Annotated in this window: 20 protein-coding genes; 9 read left to right on the top strand and 11 right to left on the bottom strand. The window is 64.7% G+C overall.

What is annotated here, in order from left to right; translation table 11 throughout:
* Positions 1-515: FAD-dependent oxidoreductase (locus Q1J79_RS08530; RefSeq protein ID WP_300299216.1), on the bottom strand; the 515-nt coding region annotated here is incomplete at its 3' end.
* Positions 516-684: 169 nt separating this feature from the next.
* Between Q1J79_RS08530 and Q1J79_RS08535 the strand changes: the two genes are divergently transcribed.
* The 5 genes from Q1J79_RS08535 to Q1J79_RS08555 all read left to right on the top strand — a co-directional run bounded on the left by Q1J79_RS08535 (position 685) and on the right by Q1J79_RS08555 (position 7,096).
* Positions 685-1,467: a DUF1194 domain-containing protein gene (locus tag Q1J79_RS08535; protein ID WP_300299218.1), complete on the top strand. Its 783-nt coding sequence runs from the start codon at positions 685-687 to the stop codon at positions 1,465-1,467.
* 129 nt (positions 1,468-1,596) lie between these two features.
* Entirely contained in the window at positions 1,597-2,568 is a 972-nt protein-coding gene (glpX, locus tag Q1J79_RS08540) for a class II fructose-bisphosphatase (protein WP_300299220.1), read from the top strand.
* Positions 2,569-2,584: 16 nt separating this feature from the next.
* A complete protein-coding gene (locus Q1J79_RS08545; RefSeq protein ID WP_300299222.1) occupies positions 2,585-4,222 on the top strand; it encodes an alpha-D-glucose phosphate-specific phosphoglucomutase in 1,638 nt (545 codons plus the stop codon).
* 25 nt (positions 4,223-4,247) lie between these two features.
* Positions 4,248-5,906, top strand: coding sequence for a glucose-6-phosphate isomerase (gene pgi / locus Q1J79_RS08550; RefSeq protein ID WP_300299224.1), 1,659 nt, complete (start codon positions 4,248-4,250; stop codon positions 5,904-5,906).
* A 59-nt stretch (positions 5,907-5,965) separates the two neighbouring features.
* Positions 5,966-7,096, top strand: a complete 1,131-nt coding sequence (locus tag Q1J79_RS08555) for a hypothetical protein (protein WP_300299226.1) — start codon at positions 5,966-5,968, stop codon at positions 7,094-7,096.
* A gap of 6 nt (positions 7,097-7,102) precedes the next feature.
* Here Q1J79_RS08555 and Q1J79_RS08560 read toward each other — a convergent pair whose 3' ends face one another.
* The 4 genes from Q1J79_RS08560 to Q1J79_RS08575 all read right to left on the bottom strand — a co-directional run bounded on the left by Q1J79_RS08560 (position 7,103) and on the right by Q1J79_RS08575 (position 11,433).
* On the bottom strand, positions 7,103-8,356 hold the full coding sequence (locus Q1J79_RS08560) for a pentapeptide repeat-containing protein (protein ID WP_300299228.1): 1,254 nt from the start codon (positions 8,354-8,356) through the stop codon (positions 7,103-7,105).
* A 43-nt stretch (positions 8,357-8,399) separates the two neighbouring features.
* The gene (locus Q1J79_RS08565) at positions 8,400-9,815 is read right to left on the bottom strand and encodes a hypothetical protein (RefSeq protein ID WP_300299230.1); all 1,416 of its coding nucleotides are present in this window, start codon (positions 9,813-9,815) and stop codon (positions 8,400-8,402) included.
* Positions 9,812-10,921, bottom strand: coding sequence for a hypothetical protein (locus Q1J79_RS08570; protein ID WP_300299232.1), 1,110 nt, complete (start codon positions 10,919-10,921; stop codon positions 9,812-9,814). Before Q1J79_RS08570 ends, Q1J79_RS08565 begins: the two co-directional genes overlap by 4 nt.
* A gap of 83 nt (positions 10,922-11,004) precedes the next feature.
* Positions 11,005-11,433, bottom strand: coding sequence for an NUDIX hydrolase (locus tag Q1J79_RS08575; protein ID WP_300299234.1), 429 nt, complete (start codon positions 11,431-11,433; stop codon positions 11,005-11,007).
* A gap of 74 nt (positions 11,434-11,507) precedes the next feature.
* Between Q1J79_RS08575 and Q1J79_RS08580 the strand changes: the two genes are divergently transcribed.
* Positions 11,508-12,731, top strand: coding sequence for a cytochrome P450 (locus Q1J79_RS08580; RefSeq protein WP_300299236.1), 1,224 nt, complete (start codon positions 11,508-11,510; stop codon positions 12,729-12,731).
* Here Q1J79_RS08580 and Q1J79_RS08585 read toward each other — a convergent pair.
* The 6 genes from Q1J79_RS08585 to Q1J79_RS08610 form a co-directional block, all read right to left on the bottom strand.
* Positions 12,716-15,049: a xanthine dehydrogenase family protein molybdopterin-binding subunit gene (locus Q1J79_RS08585; protein ID WP_300299238.1), complete on the bottom strand. Its 2,334-nt coding sequence runs from the start codon at positions 15,047-15,049 to the stop codon at positions 12,716-12,718. The two genes, Q1J79_RS08580 and Q1J79_RS08585, sit on opposite strands and share 16 nt — an antisense overlap.
* A 138-nt stretch (positions 15,050-15,187) precedes the next feature.
* Entirely contained in the window at positions 15,188-16,438 is a 1,251-nt protein-coding gene (locus Q1J79_RS08590) for an MFS transporter (RefSeq protein WP_300299240.1), read from the bottom strand.
* Between the two features lie 3 nt (positions 16,439-16,441).
* The gene (locus tag Q1J79_RS08595) at positions 16,442-17,602 is read right to left on the bottom strand and encodes an acyl-CoA dehydrogenase family protein (RefSeq protein WP_300299242.1); all 1,161 of its coding nucleotides are present in this window, start codon (positions 17,600-17,602) and stop codon (positions 16,442-16,444) included.
* 68 nt (positions 17,603-17,670) lie between these two features.
* Positions 17,671-18,459 carry a TIGR02186 family protein gene (locus Q1J79_RS08600; RefSeq protein WP_300299244.1) on the bottom strand — a complete coding sequence of 263 codons (789 nt, stop codon included), beginning with the start codon at positions 18,457-18,459 and terminating at the stop codon, positions 17,671-17,673.
* A complete protein-coding gene (locus Q1J79_RS08605) occupies positions 18,456-19,385 on the bottom strand; it encodes a sulfite exporter TauE/SafE family protein (protein WP_300299246.1) in 930 nt (309 codons plus the stop codon). Before Q1J79_RS08605 ends, Q1J79_RS08600 begins: the two co-directional genes overlap by 4 nt.
* A gap of 164 nt (positions 19,386-19,549) precedes the next feature.
* Positions 19,550-19,942, bottom strand: a complete 393-nt coding sequence (locus Q1J79_RS08610) for a DUF962 domain-containing protein (RefSeq protein ID WP_300299248.1) — start codon at positions 19,940-19,942, stop codon at positions 19,550-19,552.
* A gap of 166 nt (positions 19,943-20,108) precedes the next feature.
* Here Q1J79_RS08610 and Q1J79_RS08615 point away from each other — a divergent pair, with 166 nt between their 5' ends.
* The 3 genes from Q1J79_RS08615 to Q1J79_RS08625 all read left to right on the top strand — a co-directional run bounded on the left by Q1J79_RS08615 (position 20,109) and on the right by Q1J79_RS08625 (position 24,140).
* Positions 20,109-20,558, top strand: coding sequence for a MerR family DNA-binding transcriptional regulator (locus Q1J79_RS08615; protein ID WP_300299250.1), 450 nt, complete (start codon positions 20,109-20,111; stop codon positions 20,556-20,558).
* 107 nt (positions 20,559-20,665) lie between these two features.
* Positions 20,666-21,802, top strand: a complete 1,137-nt coding sequence (locus Q1J79_RS08620; RefSeq protein WP_300299292.1) for a thiolase family protein — start codon at positions 20,666-20,668, stop codon at positions 21,800-21,802.
* Between the two features lie 19 nt (positions 21,803-21,821).
* A complete protein-coding gene (locus tag Q1J79_RS08625; protein ID WP_300299252.1) occupies positions 21,822-24,140 on the top strand; it encodes a 3-hydroxyacyl-CoA dehydrogenase/enoyl-CoA hydratase family protein in 2,319 nt (772 codons plus the stop codon).
* Positions 24,141-24,148 lie beyond the last annotated feature (8 nt).

A 24,148-nucleotide genomic window follows, 5' to 3' on the forward strand; every position in this document is an offset into this window, starting at 1 on the left:
TGCCGGCCATCGGCGCCGATCACCAGCCGGGCCTCGATCTGGCGGCCATCGGCCAAAACAAGTCGCGCCGGCGCGCCGGCACCGGCGGCACCATATTCGATATTGGCCGCCGTCATCGGCGCCATCAGGTCGAGTTTTGACAGGCCGGCAATGGCGGCCTGCTGGGCCTGGCGCATCACCCGGTTCTCGACCAGGTAGCCGAAGGGCTGGTCGCCCAACTCACGATGGTCGTAATGCACGAAGAGCAGCGAGTCGCCGTCGGAGACGCGGATATCCCACATTGGCTGGGCTTCGGCGACATGGGCCCAGAGCCCGATCCCCTCCAGCATGCGCTGTGAGGCGAGTGCGATGGCCGAAACCCGGCCATCGAAACCGGCGGCCAAGGCACGGGCCGGGTCTTCCCGGTCGATGACGGTGACCGAAAGGCCGTGACGGGCCAAGGCGATAGCCTGGGTCAGGCCGGCCAGGCCACCGCCGATCACGGCAACATCATAGAGACGGGATGCGCTGCTCATGGCTGTAACATCGGCAGGGCCGGCCGGCTTGTCCAGTGTCGGCCGGGCTGGATTCAAGTCTGCGATGGACGCAATGTCGCAGCCGTACTAGCTTCATGCCATGCGGTTCAGGCTCCCGGCTCTTCTGGTGCTGGCGTGGCTCACGGGGTTGGTTCCGGCGCTTCCGGCAATGGATGCAGGAGCAGCGGAGAAAATCCCGGTCGATCTGGAATTGCTGCTGGCCGTCGACATTTCCGGCAGTATCGATCCCGACGAGGCACGGCTGCAACGTGATGGCTATGCCAAGGCCATCATGCATCCGGCCGTGGTGAAGGCGATCCGCGGCGGCATCCACGGCAAAATCGCACTTGCCTATTTCGAATGGGCCGACAGCTACACCCAGGGCGATGTGCTGGACTGGGCACTGGTTTCCGACCAAGCCAGCGCCGAGGCCGTGGCCCGCCGGCTGGTTGAGCATCCGATCCGCACCGCGCGGCGCACCAGCATCACTGGCGCTATCCTCTATGCCATCCCCCGCTTCGGCAGCGGACCCTACAAGGGAGTGCGGCAGGTGCTGGACATCTCGGGCGACGGGCCGAACAACGATGGCGGCCCGGTCGACCTGGCGCGCGACAAGGCGCTAGCCGCTGGCATCGTGATCAACGGCCTGCCGATCATGAACGGCAAGCAGAATACCTGGGGCTTCCCGATGCTGGAGGATCTGGACCGTTATTACGAGGGCTGCGTGATCGGCGGGCCGGGCTCTTTCATGGTGGTGGCGGAGAGTTTTGACACCTTCGGCGAGGCGGTGCGGCGCAAGCTGATCCTGGAAATCGCCCAAAAACCGGCAACGAAAGTCAAAAAAGCACCTGCCCTGCTGCAACGCGCACAATCCGGCGACCAGTATCCGAAAGGTTGCGACGTGGGCGAACGGCAGAGCCAGGATTTCTGGCGCCGGCGGTTTGACCAATAAGGCGCAAAACAATACCGCGAAAAAGGCCGCCTCCGTCTTGGCCTCGCCCGGTTTTTGCCGTATTTCCAAGGAATAAACCGCCCGGACCAACCGGCCCGATCCGATCTCTGCTGCCTCGGAGTTTCACCCATGAGCACCCGTCCCGGTCCCTTCGACCGCGCCGATTTCCCGTTCGCCCTGCGTCTCGTCACCGAGGCCGCCGCGCTGGCCTCCTATGACTGGGTCGGCCGCAGCAAAAAGGAAGAAGGCGACGGCGCCGCCGTGGATGCCATGCGCAAGGCGCTGGGTCAGATCAACATCAATGCCGTGGTGATGATCGGCGAGGGCGAGAAGGATCATGCCCCCCTGCTGTATCGCGGCGAGCGCATCGGCCAGGCTGCGCTCGGGGGTGAACCCGAGATCGAAATCGCCGTCGATCCGATCGAGGGCACAACCAACATGGCCAACGGCGTCGACAATTCGATGGCCGTGTTCGCCCTGGCGCCACGCGGCGCGATGTTCGATCTCGGCCCCAGTTTCTATATGGACAAACTGGTCCTGCCGGCCGCCGCCAAGGGCAAGGTCGATCCGACCTGGCCGGTGAAGAAAAAACTGGAGGCGCTGTCAGCCGCGCTGAACAAGCCAATCTCGGAACTGCGCATCTTCGTGCTGAACCGCAAGCGGCACCATGCGATGATCAAGGACATCCACGACGCCGGCGCCCGCACCATGCTGCAGGAAAACGGCGACGTGGCCGGCGCCTTCATGGCGTTGCAGAAGGGCCAGAATGTCGATGCCCTGTTCGGCACCGGCGGCTCGCCCGAAGGCGTGATCACAGCGATCTTCACCAAGGCGCTGGGCGGCGAGTTCTTCGGCCGCGTCGATCCGCAGGGCGAGGAAGAATCCGTCAAGGTGAAGGAATTCGGCCTCGACAGCGGCAAGTGGATGAGCGGGGACGAACTGGTGAAGAGCGACGACGCCATCTTCGTCGCCTCCGGAATCAATTCCGGCCCGCTCTGCCGCGGCGTGACCATCGAAAAGGGTTTCGCCCGCCTGCACACCGTGATTCTGATGGCCAGGACCGGCGCGCGCTACGATCTGGTCAGCCGCGTGCCGCGCTGAACCAGGATTCCTGCCAATGAGTCCGCACGAGATTGCGATCACGCCGTTCGACGGGCAGAAACCGGGCACGTCCGGCCTGCGCAAGAAGGTGATGGTGTTCCGCCAGCCGGGCTATTTGGAAGCCTTCGTGCAATCGGTATTCGATACCCAGGCTGATCTGCGCGGCGGCACGCTGGTGCTGGGTGGCGACGGGCGCTTCTTCAACCGCCAGGCCATCCAGGTGATCCTGCGCATGGCCGCCGCCAACGGCATCGCCCGCGCGTTGGTCGGCCGCGCCGGCATTCTCTCCACGCCGGCGGCCAGCGCGGTGATCCGCCGCCATGGCGCCCAGGGTGGCCTAGTGCTGTCAGCCAGCCACAACCCCGGCGGACCGGACGGCGATTTCGGCATCAAGTTCAATATCGGCAATGGCGGCCCGGCGCCCGAGAGCGTGACCGAGGCGATCTACCGGCGCACCACACAGATCGAACGCTATCGCGTGTTCGACCATCATGACCTCGACCTCGATCATGTCAGCCTGCAGCATATCAACGGCATGGCAGTGGAAGTGATTGATCCGGTGGACGATTACGCCGCGTTGCAGGAAACCCTGTTCGATTTCGAGGCCATCCGTGCGCTGATCCGGCGGCCGGATTTCCGCTTCCGGTTTGACGCCATGCATGCGGTGACCGGGCCTTATGCTAAACGCCTGCTGGTCGAGATGCTGGGCGCACCGGCAGATGCCGTGATCAATGCCGAGCCGAAGGAAGATTTCGGCGGCCACCATCCTGACCCCAACCCAGCTCATGCCGAGGCGCTGTACCGCGAAACCGTGCTGGAAGCCCGGCTGGATTTTGCCGCCGCCTCCGACGGCGACGGCGACCGCAACATGATCCTGGGCCGCGGCATCGCGGTCTCGCCCAGCGACAGCCTCGCCGTGCTGGCCGCCAATGCGACTTTGGTACCCGGTTATGCCAAAGGCCTTGCCGGCGTCGCGCGGTCGATGCCGACCAGCCGCGCCGCCGATGCGGTGGCCGCTGGCCTCGGCATCGCCTCCTTCGAGACGCCGACTGGCTGGAAATTCTTCGGCAACCTGCTGGATGCCGGCCGCATCACGCTGTGCGGCGAGGAAAGCTACGGCACGTCGTCGGCCCATGTGCGCGAAAAAGACGGCCTGTGGGCCGTGCTGTTCTGGCTCAACCTGCTGGCCGTGAAGCCGGGCGAAACGGTTGCCTCGCTGCTGACGACCCATTGGCGCCGCTTCGGCCGGCATTACTACAGCCGCCATGATTACGAGGCCGTCGATGCCGGGATCGCGGCGGCAGCTTTGCAACGCCTGCGCGACGCGCTGCCCAGCCTGCCGGGGAACCGGATCGGCGGGCTTGTCGTTACCACCGCCGATGATTTTGCCTATACCGATCCCATCGACCAGTCGATCAGCACGGGCCAGGGCCTGCGCGTGGTCTGCGGCGAGCAGGCGCGCGTGATCGCCCGCCTGTCGGGCACCGGCACCGAAGGCGCCACCGTGCGGCTGTATTTCGAGCTGTTCGAAGCCGACCCGGCGCGCCAGCGCGACGACGTGCAGGCGCGGATCGCCCCGTTGGTGGATTTCGCCGAGCACATGACCGGCCTGCGCGCGGCCAGCGGGCGCCGCGGCCCTGACGTGATAACATAAAGCAGAACGAACCGACGGAGGAGAAATGACATTGCCGCCGCCGATCGACCAGACCGCCGCTTGGCGCGCCCTTGTGGCGCACGCCACAGCGGTGCGCAATCATCACCTGCGCGACCTGTTCATCGCCGATTCCGAACGGTTTGCCAAACTCTCGTTCCGCTGCGGCGACCTGCTGCTTGATCTGTCACGCCAGCGCATCGAGGCCGAAACGCTCGAACTGCTGCTCGATCTGGCCCGCGAGGCGCAGGTGGAAACCTGGCGCGACCGCATGCTGCGCGGTGAGCACATCAACATCACCGAAGATCGCGCGGTGCTGCATACCGCGCTGCGCCTGCCGGCCGATGCGACCCTGACCGTGGATGACATCGATATCGTCGCACAGGTGCAGCGCGAGCTGGAGCGCATGGCCGAGATTATCGCCGCGATCCGCGACGGCAGCTGGCGCGGCATCACCGAGAAGCCGTTCCGTCATGTGGTCTGCATGGGAATCGGCGGTTCCGACCTCGGTCCGCGCATGGCGCTGGAAGCCCTGAATGCCGACCGCGACACCGATATCGCGGTCCACTGCGTCAGTAACGTGGATGGCACCGACATCGCGCGCACGCTGGAGAAGTGCGAGGCGGAGACCACCCTGTTCGTGGTGGCGTCGAAAACCTTCACCACCCAGGAAACCATGGCCAATGCCGAGACGGCACGAGCCTGGCTGCAGGAAAAACTCGGCCCCGGCATCATCGACTGGCCGCGGCATTTCATGGGCATCTCGGCCAATACTGCGGTGCCCGGCAAGTTCGGCATTCCGCCTCATCAGGTGCTGCAATTCTGGGACTGGGTCGGCGGCCGCTATTCGCTGTGGTCGGCGATCGGTTTCCCCATCGCGCTGGGCATCGGCATGGAGAATTTCCGCAGCCTGCTGGCCGGCGCGCACGCAATGGACCGGCATTTTGTCGGCGCACCCCTGCACGAGAACCTGCCAGTACTGATGGCGCTGGCTGGCGTGTGGAACATCAACTTCCTCGGCCTCACCAGCCTGGCCGTGCTGCCCTACGACCAGAGCCTGTGCAAGCTGGCGCCCTATCTGCAGCAGGCCGACATGGAGAGCAACGGCAAGAGCGTCGACCGCTGGGGCCGGCCGCTCGGCTATGCCACCGGACCGATCGTGTTCGGCGAACCGGGCACCAACGGTCAGCATGCCTTCTATCAGCTGCTGCACCAAGGACCGCAGCCGGTGGCCGCTGATTTCATCGTGCCGCTGAAGTCGCGTTATCCGCTGGGCCGTCATCACGACATCCTGCTGGCCAATGCCTTCGCCCAGGCCGAGGCGCTGATGCGCGGCCGCACCCGGGCCGAGGCCGAGGTCGAACTGCACGCGGCCGGCCTGAGCCCTGAGCAGGTGGCCATGCTGGCGCCGCACAAGGTGTTCCCCGGCAACCGGCCAAGCACCACCATTGCGCTGCCAAAGCTCGACCCATACCATTTCGGTATGCTGATCGCCCTCTACGAGCACAAGATCTTCGTGCAGGGTATCCTCTGGGGCGTGAATTCCTTCGACCAGTGGGGCGTCGAGCTTGGCAAGCAGCTTGCCAAGCCGATCCTGGAGGAGCTGACCGACGCCGCCGCGCAACATCTCCATGATGCCGCCACCAGCGCGCTGATCAGTCTGGCGCGCAGCCAGCCACGCTCGTAAGATATCCCAGCCGGGAGCAGCGCCGGCAGAAGCGCTGCATTGGGGGATGAGGCTGCAGGATGAGCGAAGCCGATGCCGTGCGTCAGGGCATGCGGGAAATCGATTTCGTCCTGCATTCATCCTGGCGACTGGGAAAAACCATCGTCGCCGGCTGGACCCATCAGGGCAGCCGCATCAGTTTCTGCTTTTCCGAGCCTTATAACGTACTGGGCCGCGCCGCCGAGCTGCCGCGGCTGATCCGCGGCAAGCGGCTGATGGGCCCACGCACCTTCGCCGATACCTGCAAAGCCCTGCGTGCCCGCGCCGTGCAGATGGAGCTGCCGTTTTCGATCGGCGGCGCCAAGGGCGAGGTCAATCCGCTGCTGATCGAGAATCTGGTCAAACGCTATGCGGTGATGGAAACCGCCAGCCGCGCGGTAATCCTGTTCGATATCGTCAGTTTTTCGAAGCACACGCCGCTGGAGCAAGTGGCCCAGCTTTCCTCTCTGGAATACTCGATCAACAGCGCGGTCAAGCGGATGAACAATGCCGGCCTGCGCACCGAGCTGGCGCGCTCCACCGTGGGCGACGGCTTCTATGTGTGGAACCGGGCCAAGGGCATCGAGGCCGACCTGCGCTGCTGGCTGGCGCTGCTGCTGATCCTGGCCGACAATGCATTGGCGCGGCAGAAAGGCAATGCGCGACTGGTGCCCACCCTGCGCGCCGCTTTTTCCATCGGCAGCCATTTCTCCTACCATCAGGTGGAAGGCACCACGCCGCGCGGGTTTGAGTATATCGTCGGCGACGTGACGATCACGCTGGCACGCATCATCGCCAAGGCATTGCCGGGGCAGATTCTGGCCGGCGCCTTCAACCGCGACTTGCCAGCCGGCGCCAAGGAAGCCGTTCTTGACACGCCGGGTTTCCTGGCCCGCGCCGCGCTGATCGCGGAGAAACTCGCGGATGTCGAGATCGGCCATCTGCCGCTGCTGGGCATGCGCGCCGTGCCGACCGGCGGCACCCAGCGCCAGAATGGCAGCCTGCTCTATCACATTGGCGATAAACACGGCTATACGCATCAGGCCTTCAACATCCGCGCCGCCATCGAACGTGATGGCGCCGACACGCTCATGCTGGGACGAGAAGCCAACGACTTGAGTGATTTTGCAGTCGAAGCCGTGCCTTATGCTTCGCGAGCTTCGGCGCGCTGAACCGCGCTATTTCCGCTCCGGTACGCCAATCGCGTCGGTAAGATCAGCGCCGGCCAAATCCGTACCACCCAGGTTGGCATCCTGCATATCCGCGTTGCGCAGCACGGCGCCTTCCAGCTTTGCGCCACGCAGATCGGCATGGCGCAGCATGGCGCCATCGAGATGGCAAGGGAACTGCCGGTCGGGCGCGATCACGAGCGGCCGCAGGTCTGCATCGCGCAGATCCGCATAAGCCAGCTTGGCGTCCTTCAGGTTGGCGCCCCGCAGATCGGCGCCAACCAGGCGGCAATTGCGCAGATCCGCACCGGTCAGGCGGGCGCCCTGCAGGGCGGCGCCTTCCATGTTAAGGCCGAAAAACACCGCCTTGGTCGCCATCAGGCCGGTGAGCTGCGCCTTATAGAGACTGCCGATCTGCCGCAGATCGTATTCGCTGAAATCGACCAGCCGGCCATCCCGACCACCGCTGGTCACCCATAACGCATGCAGGCGCAATGCTTCCACCGGCGGCATGCCGAGCTGATCGAGCGGCTTGCCGGCCGGCTTGTCGCCGATCATCCCGGCGACGTCGGCGCCTGACAGGTCGGCCATCACGGTCTTGGCGCCCGTCAGCACGGCATTGGTCAAGGCAGCGCCTTTCAGCGTGGCCCCCGACAGGTCGGCATCCGTCAGATTGGCATTGGTCAGATTGGCATTGGTCAGATTTGCCCGCACCAGATTGCAGCCAACCATGATCGCATCGGTGAAATCCGTGTGGTTGGCCATCGCGCCGCTCATCTTGGCGCTGGACAGGTTGGCGCCCCGCATGCGCGCGCCCTGCATCTCGGCCGGAATGCGGGTTTCGAAGGTCTTAGCCACGATGTTGCCGCGGGCATCGCGCTCGGCGATCAGGCCGTCGCGCAGATCGGCATCGAACAGGTTGGCATTGGTCAGGTTCGCGCCCTGCAGCATCGCGCCGCGCAGATCGGCACGCACCAGACTGGCGCCAATCAGGTTGGCGCCACGCAGATCGGCGCCGAACAGGAGGGCGCGATCCAGATTGCAGCCACCGAGATTGGCGCCATACAACGATGCGCCGGTAAAATCCGCATCGCTGAGATCCGCGCCCGCGAAAACGCCGCCTGTCAGGTCATGAAAAGCAAAGCTGGCGCGCCGACCGCCCAGCACGCCATTGCGGTAGTCATGATGCAGTTTGACGATTTGCCGGATTTCGGCGGGCCCCGGCTTCTTCCGACCGGCATTATCACCCTGGTCCATGCTCATCGGCCGCTCCCGTACGCCAGGCCACCCGACAAGTATCGTGAACCTACCCAGGCATCTTGTCGATGGCGGCGAGGCCGTCTTTCATCAGCTTGGCGGCCACATTGGCGCCGCTGACCAGCTCCAGCATGCGCACCGCGCCGTAGAGCTGCTGGCGCGCGGCCTCCTTGCCCAGGCCGTTCAGCCGGCCGGCCTTGATATCGGCGATCAGCGTGCTGCCGCCCTGCTCGATCTGCCCACCCAGCGTCTTCAGTGTCGCGCCGACATCCTTGTCGGCGCCGATCTCGCCGGCCACGCGGGCGACCTTCTGGATGGCGTAGACGCGGTTCTCGGCCGCCACCTTGGCATCGAAGATCGCCTGTTTGATCGCCGCTTCCTGGCCCGGCTCGATCGCGCCGGGAGCTTCCAGCGCGGTCAGGATCGCGCCATCGGCGCCGTCCAGCACGCCGATGCGCACCATGTCGCGCAGCTTGGCGCCAGCCGCTTCCATTTCCGGCTGCGGGCCTTCGGCCATGCCGTCGGCCTTGAGCCGGCCAATCATCCCGACGAAGTCATCGACCATGCCGGCGATATTGCCAGCCTCCAGCTTGGTGGCATCGGAGCGGCCGATCGCCTTGAAGAAACGCTTGCTGTCGCCAGCGATCATGCGGCGGGCATATTTGCCCGGCTTCAGCCCGTCGATGCCGGTCGGCACGTCGCCAAGGCCGTCCATGATCGGCAGCAGCTGGAACGGATTGCTCATGCGGGCCAGCACGAAGGCGATCATGTACCCGGGCAGGCCGGCGCCACTGGCGGTAAGTCCGTTGTAATGCTCCTTGATTGCCTCGACCTGCTCGTCGAGCAACTTGCCGACCGGCTTGGGCGAAAGTTCCTCGCGCAGCTGCTCCAGCGGTCCTGCGATCTCGAGCATGCCCAGCATGTCGACCAGATCGAGGAAGACCGTTTCGCCACCCAGTTTTGCGACCAATTCGGCACGCCAGGCCGGCTCGCTGTCACAGCGGCTGATTTCCTCGCGCAGGCGGCGCGCCGCGATACCCCAGAGCGTGGCGCCCAGCTTGGCGATGCGCGGATCGGCGGTGGCGCCGATGGCCGGCGCCTGGGAGGCGCGCAGGCTGGCTTCGAGTTCCTTCACCGCCGCCTGATCCAGGCATTGCAGCATGAACTCCCAGCAGGGCGCCAGGGAAGCGCGCGAGATACGGCCGAACTGCTTGTCGCCGTCCTCGGGCAGGATCAGCAGATCCTCAAAGGGATGGCAGAAAATGCGCTGCAGGGTCAGATGTCGCGGCGGCCGGGTCTTGGCCAGGCGCGGGCGCAGGGTGCCGAGCGCCGCATCCGCCAGCGCGGCCGACAACACGACGGCACGCGAACGTTCGATCAGCAGGGTGAGCTGCGCGACCTTCTCGTCCGGAATCTCGAACAGCTTGCGTTCGATATCGCGCAGCTCGGAAGCAAGATCGCTCATATCCGCCTCCGTTTGACGGTTTCGACGCGGCGTATCATTTCGATATCGAGCACCCCGGAATTCCACCCTTCAAGCGCGCGCACCTGCATGCGCGTACTTTCCTGCATGGCCCGCAGATTCGGACGGTTCATGGCTTCTTTCTCGGGGATAATCGGCAGAACTCGATAAATTTCCGTTACCGCGGCGCGCTGACTGTCCCGGTCGCGGTCCTCGGCATCCTTCCACAGCAGCAGGATGAACTCCCAGCCATCGACGGTCCACCATAACCGCTCGATATCCTGCCGGAAATTGGCCACCGCCTTATCCCAGTTGGCCAGCACGCGATCGGCATATTCGACCGGGCGAACAGCGGCTGTAGCCAGGTCGCGGGCAAAATCCTCGGTGAACAGCGCGACCCTGGCGATGCCATGCGCCAGATAGGACGCTTCCGATTTATCGGTATCGGCCCACTGGGTCAGGCTGTCGGCCAGGCCGGAAATGCCCCCGATCAGACGCCGCACCCGGCACTCCTTCTGCATGCCCGGCATGCCGAGCGGTGCGAGATAGCCGCCCCAGCGTTCCAGACGCTCGTAGAGCTCGTTGGCCGTCATGCCCAGTCCCTTGGCGATTCCGGCGAGGCCGCTCTTGATCCGCTCCCGCCCGCTGGCAGTGGTGAAATCCGATACATTCAGTTTCATCTCGCCGCCCGAGAGCTTCTCCAGCGCCGATTTGAACAGATAGTAGCGGGTGAGCAGAACCTCGTTCTCCTCCTCGGTCAGGCTCTCTTCCGCGCTGAGCTGCGCTTCCGGGCCGGCCAAACCGGTTTTGGCGGTTTCCAGCATGGCCATGCGGATATCGGGCGGCAGGCAGGAATTGCGCGCAAGGATCGCTTCCTGCAGCGCGCGGTCATGCATGGTCAGCGAAAATATGTCAGGCACGTCCTTCCAGCGGATGACGTAATTGCCCTTCACGCCCGAAAAGGCCGAAACGGTAAGTTCCAGGTTGTCGCGGCTGTCCATGCGCACGCGCGCCTGACTGAGCGCCGGCGTGGTGAAGGCCACGGCCGTACCGCGTTCCTCGAATTTCGCGGGCTGGAATTGCGACCCAGCGCCTTTTGGAAAATTCATCCCCCACGCCTGCCGGTAGAATAACTGAAACCCAGAACCTACTTAACCACACGGCGGGGCAGGCGCAAAGAACCAGACCGGTCCTAGCCGAGCCAGATGCGCGATTTTTCGATCACTCTCTGGGTCTCCTCCCACACATCCAGGTGGTCCAGGTCGGCCGGATCGACCCAGGCGACGGCTGCGGCATCGTCGCCGGCCACCGCCTCGCCGGCAATCCAGCGGGCGGCGAAATCGATGATCGTGTAGTGGTACAGGATCCGGCCATCAGCCGCCGTGTGGACAGAATCAATGACATCGACCAGGCCAAGTAGTTCGATCCGGACGCCCGTCTCCTCGGCGATTTCCCGGTGGATGCCCTGGGCGACCGTCTCGCCCAGATGCTGCGCCCCGCCCGGCAGGCTCCAGATGCCCGCGCGGGGCGGATTGCCGCGTTGCACCATCAGCACCTTACCGCCTTTCCAAACGATGGCGCCCAGGCCGACCAGCGGTTGCGCAGGGTATTCACGAGCCATCGAATCCTCTCCATACTGGCCGGCGCGTTCAAATGCTGCGCCAGAATAGCAAAAAAGAGCGGGAGGATAACGCGGTGACGATCCAGTTTGACGCCCATGATGCCGCCGTGATTGCCGATCCCTATCCGGCGCTGGCCCGCCTGCGGCAGGACGATCCGGTGCATTGGAGCAAGCGGCTGGGCGGCTGGATGCTGACCCGGCATGACGATATCCGCGCCTCCCTGCGCGATCCCCGCCTGTCGTCCGACCGGATGCGTCCTTTCTTCGCTCACCTGCCCGACGATACCCGCGGCGGCCTGACCGACCTGGAAACCCATATGGCGTTGTGGGCCGTGTTCAATGACCCGCCTGACCACACAAGGCTGCGTGGCCTGATGAACCGGGCCTTCACCTCGTCTGCCGTTGCCGCCCTGCGGCCGCGGATCGAGGCGATCGTGCATGGTCTGGTGGATGAATTGCTGCAGAAAGGCGAGGCGGATTTCATCCGCAGCTTTGCCTATCCGCTGCCGGCCACGGTGATCGCCGCCCTGCTGGGTGTACCGCAGGCGGATGTGGATCTGCTGAAACACTGGTCGGACGACCTGGGCAGTTTCGTGCTGACCTCGCGGCTTTCGCCAGACAAATACGTCCGCGCCAATGACGCGGTCGTGGAAATGAATGAGTATTTCGGCGCCCTGGTGGAGGAGCGCCGCAAACAACCTCGCGAAGACGTCACCACCGGACTGGTGATGGCCGCCGAACGCGGCGACTTCCTGAACCGCGACGAACTGGTGGCCGCCTGCGTGCTGCTGCTGTTTGCCGGGCATGAAACGACCACGCATCTGCTGGGCAATGGGCTGCTAGCCCTGCTGCGGCATCCCGACCAGATGCAGATGCTGCGCGACCGGCGCAACGACCCAGCCCTGGTCGCCAATGCAGTGGAGGAGATGCTGCGCTGGGACGGTCCGTCGCTGGCCCAGGTGCGCGTGATGGCCGAGGACTACGAGTTGCGTGGCCGGACCATGCGCAAGGGCGAGCGTGTCTTCCAGATGCTGGCATCAGCCAACCGCGATCCAGAGGCGTTCAGCGATCCGGACCGCTTCGACATCGTGCGCGCCGACAGCAGCCGCCACGTCACCTTCGGTTTTGGCATCCATTTCTGCCTGGGCGCGCCGCTGGCGCGGCTGGAAGGCCAAGTCGCCTTCCCGATCCTGCTGGAGCGGCTGGGCGACATCGTACTGGCCGCCCCGCCGGACTGGAGCGATTCGATCGTGGTGCGCGGCCTGAACCGCCTGCAGATCGCCTATTCGGCAGCCTGAGCCACCCCGCCGCTGAGGATGCGCCACAGCTTCTGCGGCGTCGCCGGCATGTCGACATGCTTGACGCCAAGATCAGCCAGCGCATCGACGATGGCGCTGATCGTGGCCGGGGCCGAACCGACAGCGCCCGCCTCGCCCGCGCCCTTGACGCCCAGCGGATTGGTCTTGCACGGCACCTCGCAGAGGATCACCTCGATCTCGGGGAAGTTGTCGGCACGCGGGAGGCAATAGTCGGTGAAGCTGCCGGTTAGCAGCTGGCCGTCGGTATCGTAGACGACGTTTTCATACAGCGCCTGGCCGACGCCCTGCACCACGCCACCATGGATCTGGCCCTTGACGATGGTGGGGTTGATCACCTTGCCCATGTCGTCGGCCACCACATAACGCACCACCTCGGCCACGCCGGTGGCCTCATCAATCTCGACCTCGCAGGCATGGCAGCCATTGGGGAAAGTGATCGCCTGCACCTGCCAGTCGGCGGCGGTATCGAGGCCGGCTGCTTCGCCGGCCTTGGCATTGCTGCGCTTGCGGGCTTCCTGCGCCACCTCGACGATGCCGATATCGCGGTCGGTGCCGGCGACGCGGAAGCGACCGGCGGCAAACTCGATGTCGCCGGCCGCCGTCTCAAGCATGTCAGCGGCCACCACCTTGCCCTTCTCGACCACGCCGTCCTTGGCTTTCAGGATTGCGCCGCCCTCGGAATACAGCGACCGCGCGCCGCCGGTGCCGCCGCCGGTGGGGATGGCATCGGAATCGCCCTGCAGGATGCGGACCTTGTCGAAATCGACGCCGAGCTGCTCGGCAACGATCTGGGTATAGGCGGTTTCATGGCCCTGGCCGGTCGACTGGGTGCCGACATAGACCTCGACGAAACCATCCTCGGCGAAGCGGATTTCGGCGCGTTCGGTCGGCGCGCCGCCGGTGGCCTCCAGGTAATAGGCCATGCCGATGCCGCGACGCTTGCCGCGCTTCTTCGCTTCCGCGCGGCGAACCTCGAAACCGGCCCAGTCGATGGCCTTGAGCGCAGTATTGGAGGTGTTTTCGAATTCGCCCGAGTCATAGGTGAGCCCCATGGCGCTGGTCCACGGGAAGGCGGTGGGCGGGATGTAGTTCTTGCGGCGCAGCTCGGCGCGGTCGATGCCCAGCTCGCGGGCGGCCACGTCGATCAGGCGTTCCATGATGTAGTTCGATTCCGGGCGGCCGGCGCCGCGATAGGCATCCACCGGCACGGTGTTGGTGAACACGCCCTCGACGCGCGAATAGACGCCCTGGAAGCGATAGACCGAGGACAGCACCTTGGTGCCGGCCATGGTGGGGATCATCGGCGCATAGGTGGAGAGATACGCGCCCATGTCGGCGATGTTGTGGATGCGCAGGGCCAGGAAGTTGTGATCCTTGTCCAGCGCCATCTCGGCATGGGTCAGGTTGGCACGGCCATGGGTATCGGTCAGGAAAGCCTCGCCGCGATCCGAGGTCCATTTCACCGGCCGGCCGAGCGCACGCGACGCAAACAGCGTCATCACCTGCTCGGGATAGATGAAGATCTTCATGCCGAAGCCGCCGCCAACATCGCCCGTGACGACATGGAATTTCTCTTCCGGCAGACCGAGGATCTTGGCCAACAGCTTCTTCTGCACCCACACGCCCTGGGTGGGCGTGTAAAGCGTGAAGCGGCCGCTGTCCTTGTCGAAGGCGGCCAGCGCCACGCGCGCCTCCATCGAGGCGACGACAATGCGGTTGTTTTCCAGCGTCAGCTTCACCGTCTTGGCGGCCGAGGCGAACAGCGCGTCGATTCTGGCCTTGTCGCCGATCTCCCAGTCGAAGGCGCGGTTGCTGGGCGCCTGCGGCCAGATCTGCGGCTGGCCCGGCTCCATCGCGGTGGCCAGTTCGGCCGCCGCCGGCAGGGCATCGTAATCCACCTCGATCATCTCGGCGGCATCACGGGCCTGGGCAGCGGTTTCCGCCACCACGAAAGCAACCGGATCGCCGACATGGCGCACCATGCCATCGGCCAGCGCCGGGCGCGGCGGGTCGGCGCGCATGGAGCCATCGCGGTTCTTCAGCGGAATCGTGCAGGGCAGGTCGCCGATATTGGCGGCCTTCAGGTCGGCATGGGTATAGACGGCCAGCACGCCCGGGGCGGCCTGGGCAGCCGACGTGTCGATCTTCAGAATCCTGGCATGGGCATGCGGCGAACGCAGCATCACGCCGTAAACCTGGCTGGGCAGGTTGATATCGTCGGTATAGCGCCCCTTGCCGGTGATGAAACGCTGGTCTTCGACACGGCGAACCGGCTGGCTCTGGCCGAACTTGCTCATCGGGACGTCCTTTCGGGCGGAAAGTAAGGGGTAAGGCCGAAAAACTTTGGGCGAAATGATAGGGATTCCCGACCACCTTTCAACCCGTCCGGTTACGCATCATTGCCAGGATACAATACCCGCATGTCATCCCCCAAATCAGGGCCCGTAGCGGCGCAGCGAGCGATAGGTCCAGAATGGCAGGGCGCCGGCAATGACGCAGACGGCGGCAAACAGGAAAACCGCGGTATAGCCGCCGGTCAGGTCGTGCAGCTTGGCGCCGATCAGGGTGCCAGACGACACGCCCAGGCCGGAACCAACCATGATAGTGCCGAAGATCATCCCGAAGCGCCGGCCCTGGAAGATGCGGGCGGCCGTCGCCCCCACCATCGGGCCGCGGGCCCCGAATGACAGGCCGACCAGCAGCACGAACAGCCACAGCAGCACCGGTGAGCGCCAACCTTCCAGCGCCCAGAGCGCGGCCAGGCCGGCCAGGCTGAAGGCATAGGACAGGGCCGCCGAGGCATGGCGGCCGACGCGACCATCCAGCCAGGCAAAACCGACAATGCCAATAGGGGTCAGCACGCCGACCAGGCCGTAGATCGAGGCCGCCTGCAGCGGCGCGTAGCCCAGTTCGACCAGGTAGGCCACGGCCTGCACCATCACCGAGAACATGCCGGCGCTGGTGAAGAAGAAGACCGAGGCCAGTCCCCAGAAGGCGGTCGTGTGTAGCGCCTTGCCCAGAGTCCAGTCATCACCGGCCATGGCGCCTGACGCTGCGTCTGCGACGGGCTGCGGCAGCCGGATACGGCCAGCCTGCACCGTGGGCCAGTGCAGCAGCAGCAGGGCCGGCAACGCTAGCAGGGCGATTCCGGCCAGCGTGAGATAGGCAACGCGCCAGCCCCAGGTCTCAATCACGTACTGCGCCAGCGGCACCAGCATCAGCGAACCCATGCCAAGCGCGGCATAGACCACACTCATGGCCCGGGAGAGTCTGGCACCCTCGAACCAGCGCGCCAGCAGGGCCGAGTGCGGCGCGTTGCCCAGCGAGGCCGCCGCGCTGCCAACCCCGACGCCGATGAAAAGATACAAATGCCAGAGCTGGGTGGCGAAAGAGGCCAGCACCAATCCCAGCATCAGCATGGCGAGGCCGGCGATGTAAAGGCGCAACGGGCCGAAACGGTCGAAGCAGTAGCCGGCCAGTGGCGCGCTGCAGCCAGCCAGCAGCATCTGCAGCGAATAAATCGCCGCCACATCGGCGCGGTTGGCCTGGAACTCCTCGGTCAGCGCCAGGAGGAAGGTAGTGAAGGTTTCGCCGACACCGCGCGATAGCGCGTTCAGGAAGAAACAGATGCCGACCAGGACAATCGCAGTCTTGGTCGCGCTGCGACTGGGTCCGTCCTCCGGCACGACTCAGCCCTCGGCCCCGGCTTCGGCCTGGCGCAGCATCTGCCGGGCGATGACGATCTGCTGGATCTGGCTGGTGCCCTCGTAGAGCCGGAACAGCCGCACATCGCGATAAAAGCGTTCGACGGCGTATTCCTGCATATAGCCAGCGCCGCCATGGATCTGCACCGCGCGATCGGCGACGCGGCCGACCATCTCGGAGGCAAAATATTTGCAGCAGGAGGCTTCCATTGAGACATTCTCACCGGTCGCATAGCGTTTCGCCGCATCGCGGACCATGCAGCGCGCGGCATAAGCTTCCGTACGGCTGTCGGCCAGCATGGCCTGGATCAGCTGGAATTCGGCAATCGGCTGACCGAACTGCCTGCGCTCGCGGGCGAAGCTGACCGCCTCGTGGATCAGCCGCTCGGCGGCGCCGACACACATGGCCGAGATATGCAGGCGGCCGCGGTCGAGCACCTTCATCGCAGTCTTGAAACCCTGCCCCTCGCGGCCGCCGATGATATTGGCAGCCGGCACTTTCGCATTGTCAAAGATCACATCGGCGGTATGCGAGCCGCGCTGGCCCATCTTCCTGTCGGGCTTGCCGATGGTGATGCCGGGTGTGCCGGCCTCGACGATGAAGGCGGTGACGCCGCCAGCGCCCTTGTTATCGGGATCGGTACGCGCCATCAGGGTGAAGATGCCGGCATAGGGTGCGTTGGTGATGTAGCGCTTGGCGCCGTTGATGACATAGTGGTCGCCCTGGCGTTCGGCGCGGGTACGTACGGATGCCGCGTCCGAGCCGGCATCCGGTTCGGTCAGGGCAAAGGAGGCGATCACCTCGCCGCTGGCGAGCCGGGGCAGCCAGGTCTGTTTCTGCTCCGGGGTGCCGTCGATCAGGATGCCCTGGCTGCCGATGCCGACATTGGTGCCGAACATGCTGCGGAAGGCTGGCGAGGTCCAACCCAGCTCGAAGACCAGTTCGATCTCCTCGGCCAGATTGAGCCCCAGGCCATCGTATTCTTCAGGGATGGACAGGCCGAACAGGCCAAGTTCAGCGCAGGCGCGGCGGATCTCATCGGGGATGTGATCCTCATCTGCGACCTGCTTTTCGAGGGGAACCAGCCGTTCGCGCACGAAACGGCGCAGCATGAGCCTGGTCTGCTCAAGCGTATCCTTGTCCATGGCACTCGTCACTCTTCCAACTTGGTCTGCCTACAGATTGACACAAGTTCCGGCGCGCCGGAAGCGGCTTAGCCGCGCCGGAATGCGACTGCAGCCAGCCAGCCGGCGATGGCCGCCAGCAGCACGGCGACCAGGCCATAGACCGCCGGTTCATGCCGTGAGAAATCGAACACTTCCTGTTCGATGCCCTGCTTGTCGATAAACAGGGGCGTCGATTGCGCGGCAACAATACGATCGTCGCGCACCAGATAGATTTCCGTCTGGTAGGTGCCCACCGGCACGGTGGCAGGAAAGCTGATCGCGGTGCGGAACAGCTTGGGGCCAAGAAAATCGACGCCGCCGGTATTGTCGCGGTAAAGCCCCTCGCGGGTTTTCTGGCGCACGATGGCAGTGCGGAATTCACTGACTTCGTCGGGGTTGCGGCGGCCGATATAGCGGAACCGCAGGGTGTTGGCGCCGATCTGCAGGCGCTGCAGCAGGCTGGGCGGCGCAATCTCGGCCAGCGGCCGCGTGCTGGCCACGGCATAATAGGCCGGCACTCCATCGAAGCTTTCCGAGCGCCGCGTCAGCCACAGGCCCAGCGTCTGGCGCTTGCGCCGCACCACTGACGTGGAGGTCGGGCCGCGCACCACCACGATCACCTCGCCCGGCTCATCGATGGCGCCAAACAGCAACAGTTCGGTGCCGGTGAAGCTGGAGGTGATGGCGATCAGATGCGAGGACAGGTCGGTGATCAGCGGTGCATCGGCCGGTACCGGGCCGCGTGGCGCGTTACGCGCTGCTTGGGCATGAGCTTCGCCACCCGGAACCAGAAGCAGGGCCGGCAGCAGCATAAATAAGGCGGCCAGACGCATCATCGCGGACCGCCGGCTTCGAGGGAATAGAGGTCGTCAGGCGTCAGCACCAGCTCGAAGGCGAGCGCAATCGCCACCGCCAGCACCAGGGCCGCCAGCAGACCACGCACCTGTTCGCCGCGCAGATGCGCGCCATGGCGCACGCCATATTGCGCGCCAATCACCGAGCCGACCAGCAGTAGCAAAGCCAATGTCACATCCACCGTCTGCGTGGTGATGGCGTGCAGCATGGTGACATTGGCGGTGACGAAAATGATCTGGAATAGCGAGGTGCCGACCACCACGGCGGTCGGCATGCCAAGCAGGTAGATCATCGCCGGCACCAGCAGGAAGCCGGCGCCAACGCCCATGATTGCCGCCAGGATGCCGACCAGCACGCCAAGGCTGAGCGGCATCAGGGCGCTGATATAAAGTTGCGATTTGCGGAACCGCATCTTGAACGGCAGGGCACGGATGACCGGATGGTCATGCAGCCGTTTACGCCGCTTGACCGGCTGGCCGCCATTCGGCTTGCGCCGCAGGGCATGCAGGCTTTCGGTCAGCATCAGCGCGCCGATCACGCCCAGGATCGTCACATATGACAGCGCAATCACCGCATCAAGATGGCCGATGCGCTTCAGCACGCTGAACAGATAGGCACCGAAGCTGGAACCGATCAGCCCGCCAACCAGCAGCACGGTACCCATCTTGAAATCGACATTGCTTTTGCGCCAATGCGCATAGACCGCTGAGACGCTGGCCGCCACCACCTGGTTGGCCGAGGTGGCCACCGCCACCGGCGGTGGCACGCCGATGAAGATCAGCAGCGGCGTGAGCAGGAAGCCGCCGCCGACGCCGAACAGGCCCGACAGATACCCCACCGCCCCACCGAGCCCGAGCAGCAGCCATACGCTGACGGACAGCTCGGCGATGGGAAGGTAGATTTGCATAATTGCTGGTGAATCCCGAGACGCGACGCCCAAGCGGCCATGGCCGGCAGCGCCGACCCGACCGCTGCATGCTGGCCTTGCGGCCATCATCGATTGTTAAACTGGCACGTCAACCGTTGCGTTTTCGTGACCATCGCGGGCTGCGTTGGGCCTCGATCCGCCCCTCACTGCCTTGCGGGGGCCTCCCCGGCCGGCACCGCCTCGATTCCCGTCCCAGCCTGCTGCGCCCCAGCCTGCGCCTTGGCCAGCTCGCGGCCCAGATTGCCACTCAGAAAGGCAAAATACATGCGGAAATCCGAAATGAAGGACCAGAGGGGATAGCGGAAACTGGCCGGCTTGTTCTTCTCGAAGAAGAAATGGCCGATCCAGGCCGGACCGTAACCCGAGACCAGACCAGCCAGCAGCCAGAGCAGGTTGCCGGTGCCGATCGCCATGGCCAGACAGGTCAGGCCGATGGTGGTGCCGAGATAATGCCAGGCGCGGGTGACCGGTTTGGCATGCTCACGCAGGTAAAACGGCCAGAATGCCCCGTATGTCGCAATCCGATTGTCGGACATAGTGGTTTCCTCCAGTTTTGATTATGACTACAATATCAGAAAAATACCGGATTACCAGTAAAAATTAGAAAACCCGGTGGGGCGTCAAGATTCGGTTTGACGTTTACGTAAACGTAAACTAAGACTCCCTGCCGACTCACAAAACAAGCCCAATGGGAGGCATGCCGTGTCGGAAAAGACCTTTACGATCACCGATCTGGCCCACGAGTTCAAAGTCACGGCCCGCGCGATCCGCTTTTATGAGGACAAGGGCCTGCTGCATCCATCCCGTCAGGGCATGATGCGGGTCTACACCAAGCGCGACCGCGCCCGCCTGCAACTGATCCTGCGCGGCAAGCGCCTAGGCTTCAGCTTGGCCGAAATCCGCGAAATGATCGACCTCTACGATCTCGGCGATGGCCAACTGGAACAGCTCCGTCTTACCCTGAAGCGGTCACGCGACCGCCTGGGCGCCCTGGAGCAGCAGCGTCGCGACATCGAGGCTGCCGTGCTTGAGCTGAAACACGACATTCGCACGATGGAAGAATTCCTCAAGGCCCGTGAGCGCGACCGCCAGCCGGTGACGCTGAAGGAATTCGTGCAGACGCACGGCGAACTCGCCAACGTCGCGGAATAATCACCGCCGTACCCCCGCTTTCCCCGGGGACCCTCCACAAGAGGCTTCCCCGGGGCTTTTCGACAACCAGATAAAGTCCGTCCGCATTCCAAGGAGACGCCGTCATGATGCGCAACGTGGTGATCGCCGGCTACGCCCGCTCGCCCTTCACGCTGGCCCGCAAGGGTGCCCTGACCAAGGTTCGTCCTGACGACCTGGCCGCCCAGGTGGTCAAGGCATTGCTCGAGCGCACCGGCGTCGACCCGAAGACCATCGAGGACGTGATCGTCGGCTGCGCCTTCCCCGAGGGCGAACAGGGCCTGAATGTCGCCCGCCTGATCAGCTTCCTGGCCGGCATCCCGCAGGACGCCGCCGCCACCACGGTGAACCGCTTCTGCGGCTCCTCCATGCAGGGCATCCACCAGGCCGCCGGCGCCATCCAGATGAATGCCGGCGAGGCCTTCATCTGCGCCGGCATCGAGAGCATGACCCGCGTGCCGATGGGCGGTTTCAACACCCTGCCGAATCCCAAGCTGCTGCAGGAATACCCGCAGGCCTATGTCTCGATGGGCATCACCGCCGAGAACCTGGCCAAGAAGTACAGCATCGACCGCAAGACGCAGGAGCAGATGGCGGTCGAAAGCCATGCCAAGGCCGCGGCCGCGCAGAAGGCCGGCAAGCTGAAGGACGAGATCGTCGCCATCGTCGACGGCAACAACCGCGTCGAGCTGGATGGCTGCATCCGTCCGGACACCACCGCCGAAGGCCTGGCCGGCCTGAATCCGGCCTTTGACGCCGCCGGCACCGTCACCGCCGGCACCTCCTCGCCGCTGACCGACGGCGCCTCGGCCACGCTGGTCTGCTCGGAGGATTTCGCCAAGGCCCATGGCCTGAAACCGCTGGCCCGCATCAAGTCGATCGCCGTGGCCGGCTGTGCGCCGGAGCTGATGGGCATCGGCCCGGTGCCGGCAACCGAAAAGGCGCTGAAGCGCGCCGGCCTGTCGATGAAGGACATCGACATCGTCGAGCTGAACGAGGCTTTCGCCGCCCAGGCGCTGGCCTGCGTGAAACAGGCCAATTACGACATGGCCAAGGTAAACCTGGATGGCGGCGCCATCGCGCTGGGCCATCCGATGGGCGCCACCGGCGCCCGCATCACCGGCAAGGCCGCGTCGCTGCTGAAGCGCGAAGGCAAGCAGTTCGCGCTGGCCACCCAGTGCATCGGCGGCGGCCAGGGCATCGCCACCGTTCTGGAAGCCGTGTAAGCACCGGAGCCATTTGACCATGAGCGAGATCAAGAAAGTCGCCGTGATCGGCGCCGGCGTCATGGGGTCTGGCATCGCCGCCCATGTCGCCAATGCCGGCATCCCCGTCATCCTGCTGGATATCGTGCCAGCCGGCGCCAACGACCGCAGCGCGCTGGCCAAGGGCGCCATCGAGAAGATGCTGAAGACCAAGCCGGCGCCGTTCATGCACCCGCGCGTCGCCAGGCTGGTCACCCCCGGCAACCTGGAAGACGACCTCGACAAGCTGGCCGATGTGGACTGGATCTGCGAGGCGATCATCGAGAATGTCGACCTGAAGCGGAAGCTCTATGCGACCCTGGAGCAGAAGCGCAAGAAGGGCTCGATCGTCACCTCGAATACCTCGACGATCCCGCTCGACCTGCTGACCGAGGGCCTGCCCGAGAGCTTCGCCCAGGATTTCGCCGTCACCCACTTCTTCAATCCGCCGCGCTACATGCGCCTGTTCGAACTGGTGAAGGGTCCGAAGACCAAGCCCGACGTGATCGAGGCGCTGCGCCGCTTCGGCGACGTGAAGCTGGGCAAGGAAGTGGTGGACTGCAAGGATCGCCCGGGCTTTATCGCCAACCGCATCGGCATCTACTGGTCCACGGTCGCCACCGCGCTGGCCTATGACCTGGGCCTGACCGTGGAAGAAGCCGACAGTATCGTCGGCAAGCCGATGGGCGTGCCCAAGACCGGCATTTTCGGCCTGGCCGACCTGACCGGCATCGACCTCGGCCCCTATGTGGTCGGCTCGATGCTGAAAACCCTGCCCAAGACCGATCCGCTGCATCTTTTCTACAAGGCGGATCATCCGCTGAATGCCCTGATGCAGAAGATGATCAAGGACGGCTATACCGGCCGCAAGGGCAAGGGCGGCTTCTACCGCGCCCGCGGCAAGGAAGTGCTGGACCTCGGGACCGGCGAGTATCGTCCGCTGCGGCGCGCCAACCTGGATTCTGCCAAGGCGGCGAGAAAAGGCCTGCGCGCCCTGGTCGAGCATGACGACAAGGGCGGCCAGTATGCCTGGGGCGTGCTGAGCCGCGTGCTGAGCTATGCCGCCGACCTGGTGCCCGAGATCGTCGACGACATCGCCGCGGTCGATACCGCGATGAAGACCGGCTATGCCTGGAAATACGGCCCCTACCAGCAGATCGACCAGCTCGGCACGGGCTGGTTCGCCGACAAGCTCAAAGCATCCGGCATGCCGGTGCCGAAGATGGTCGAGATCGCCGCCGGCCGCCCCTTCTACAAGGAAGAGAACGGCAAGGCCTATCGCCTGACGCCGAAGGGCGACTATGCCGAGATGGTGGTGGCGCCGGATGCCTGGCTGCTGGCCGATATCAAGCGTGGCAAGCAGCCGGTCCTGTCTAATCGCGGCGCCAGCATCTGGGATGTGGGCGACGGCGTCGCCTGCCTGGAGCTGCACACCAAGATGAATGCGGTGGACGCCGACATCATCGCGATGGTGAAGGAAGCCACCAAGATCGACAAGAAAGGCTTCAAGGCCCTGATCATCGGCAGCGATTCCGACAACTTCTCGGTCGGCGCCAATGTCGGCATCGCGCTGTTCCAGGCCAATATCGCGATGTGGCCCGCCATCGAGCAGGGCATCTCGGAAGGCCAGGATACCTATATGAAGCTGAAATACGCGCCCTTCCCGGTCGTGGCCGCCGTTGGCGGCATGGCGCTGGGCGGCGGCTGCGAGCTGGCGATGCATTCCTCGGCGATCCAGGCCCATGCCGAAAGCTATATGGGTCTGGTCGAGGTCGGCGTCGGCGTGATCCCGGGCTGGGGCGGCTGCAAGGAGCTGGTCACCCGCGCCATCACCAACCGCAAGCGTCCCGGCGGCCCGATGCCGGCGCTGGCCCAGGTGTTCGAGGCGATCTCGACCGCCAAGGTCGCCACCTCGGCCATGGAAGCGCGCGACATGCTGATCCTGCGCGACAGCGACGGTATCACCATGAACCGCCGCCGCCTGCTGGCCGATGCCAAGGCGAAGGCGCTGGAGCTGGCCAAGGACTACAAGCCGCCGGTGCCGGTGGAAATCAGCCTGCCGGGCCCGTCGGCCAAGGCGGCGATGAGCCTGGCCGTGGAAGGCTTCTTCCAGCAGGGCAAGGCCACCAAGCACGACGTGGTCGTGTCAGGCGCGCTGGCCAATGTGGTGTCGGGCGGCAAGACCGACATCACCGAGGTGATCACCGAGAAGAAACTGCTAGAGCTGGAACGCGAGAACTTCATGGCGCTGATCAAGACCAACGCCACGCTGGACCGCATCGAGCATATGCTCACCAAGGGCAAGCCCCTGCGCAACTGAGACAGGGA

The sequence above is a fragment of the Ferrovibrio sp. genome (assembly GCF_029255545.1).
Lineage (GTDB): Bacteria > Pseudomonadota > Alphaproteobacteria > Ferrovibrionales > Ferrovibrionaceae > Ferrovibrio.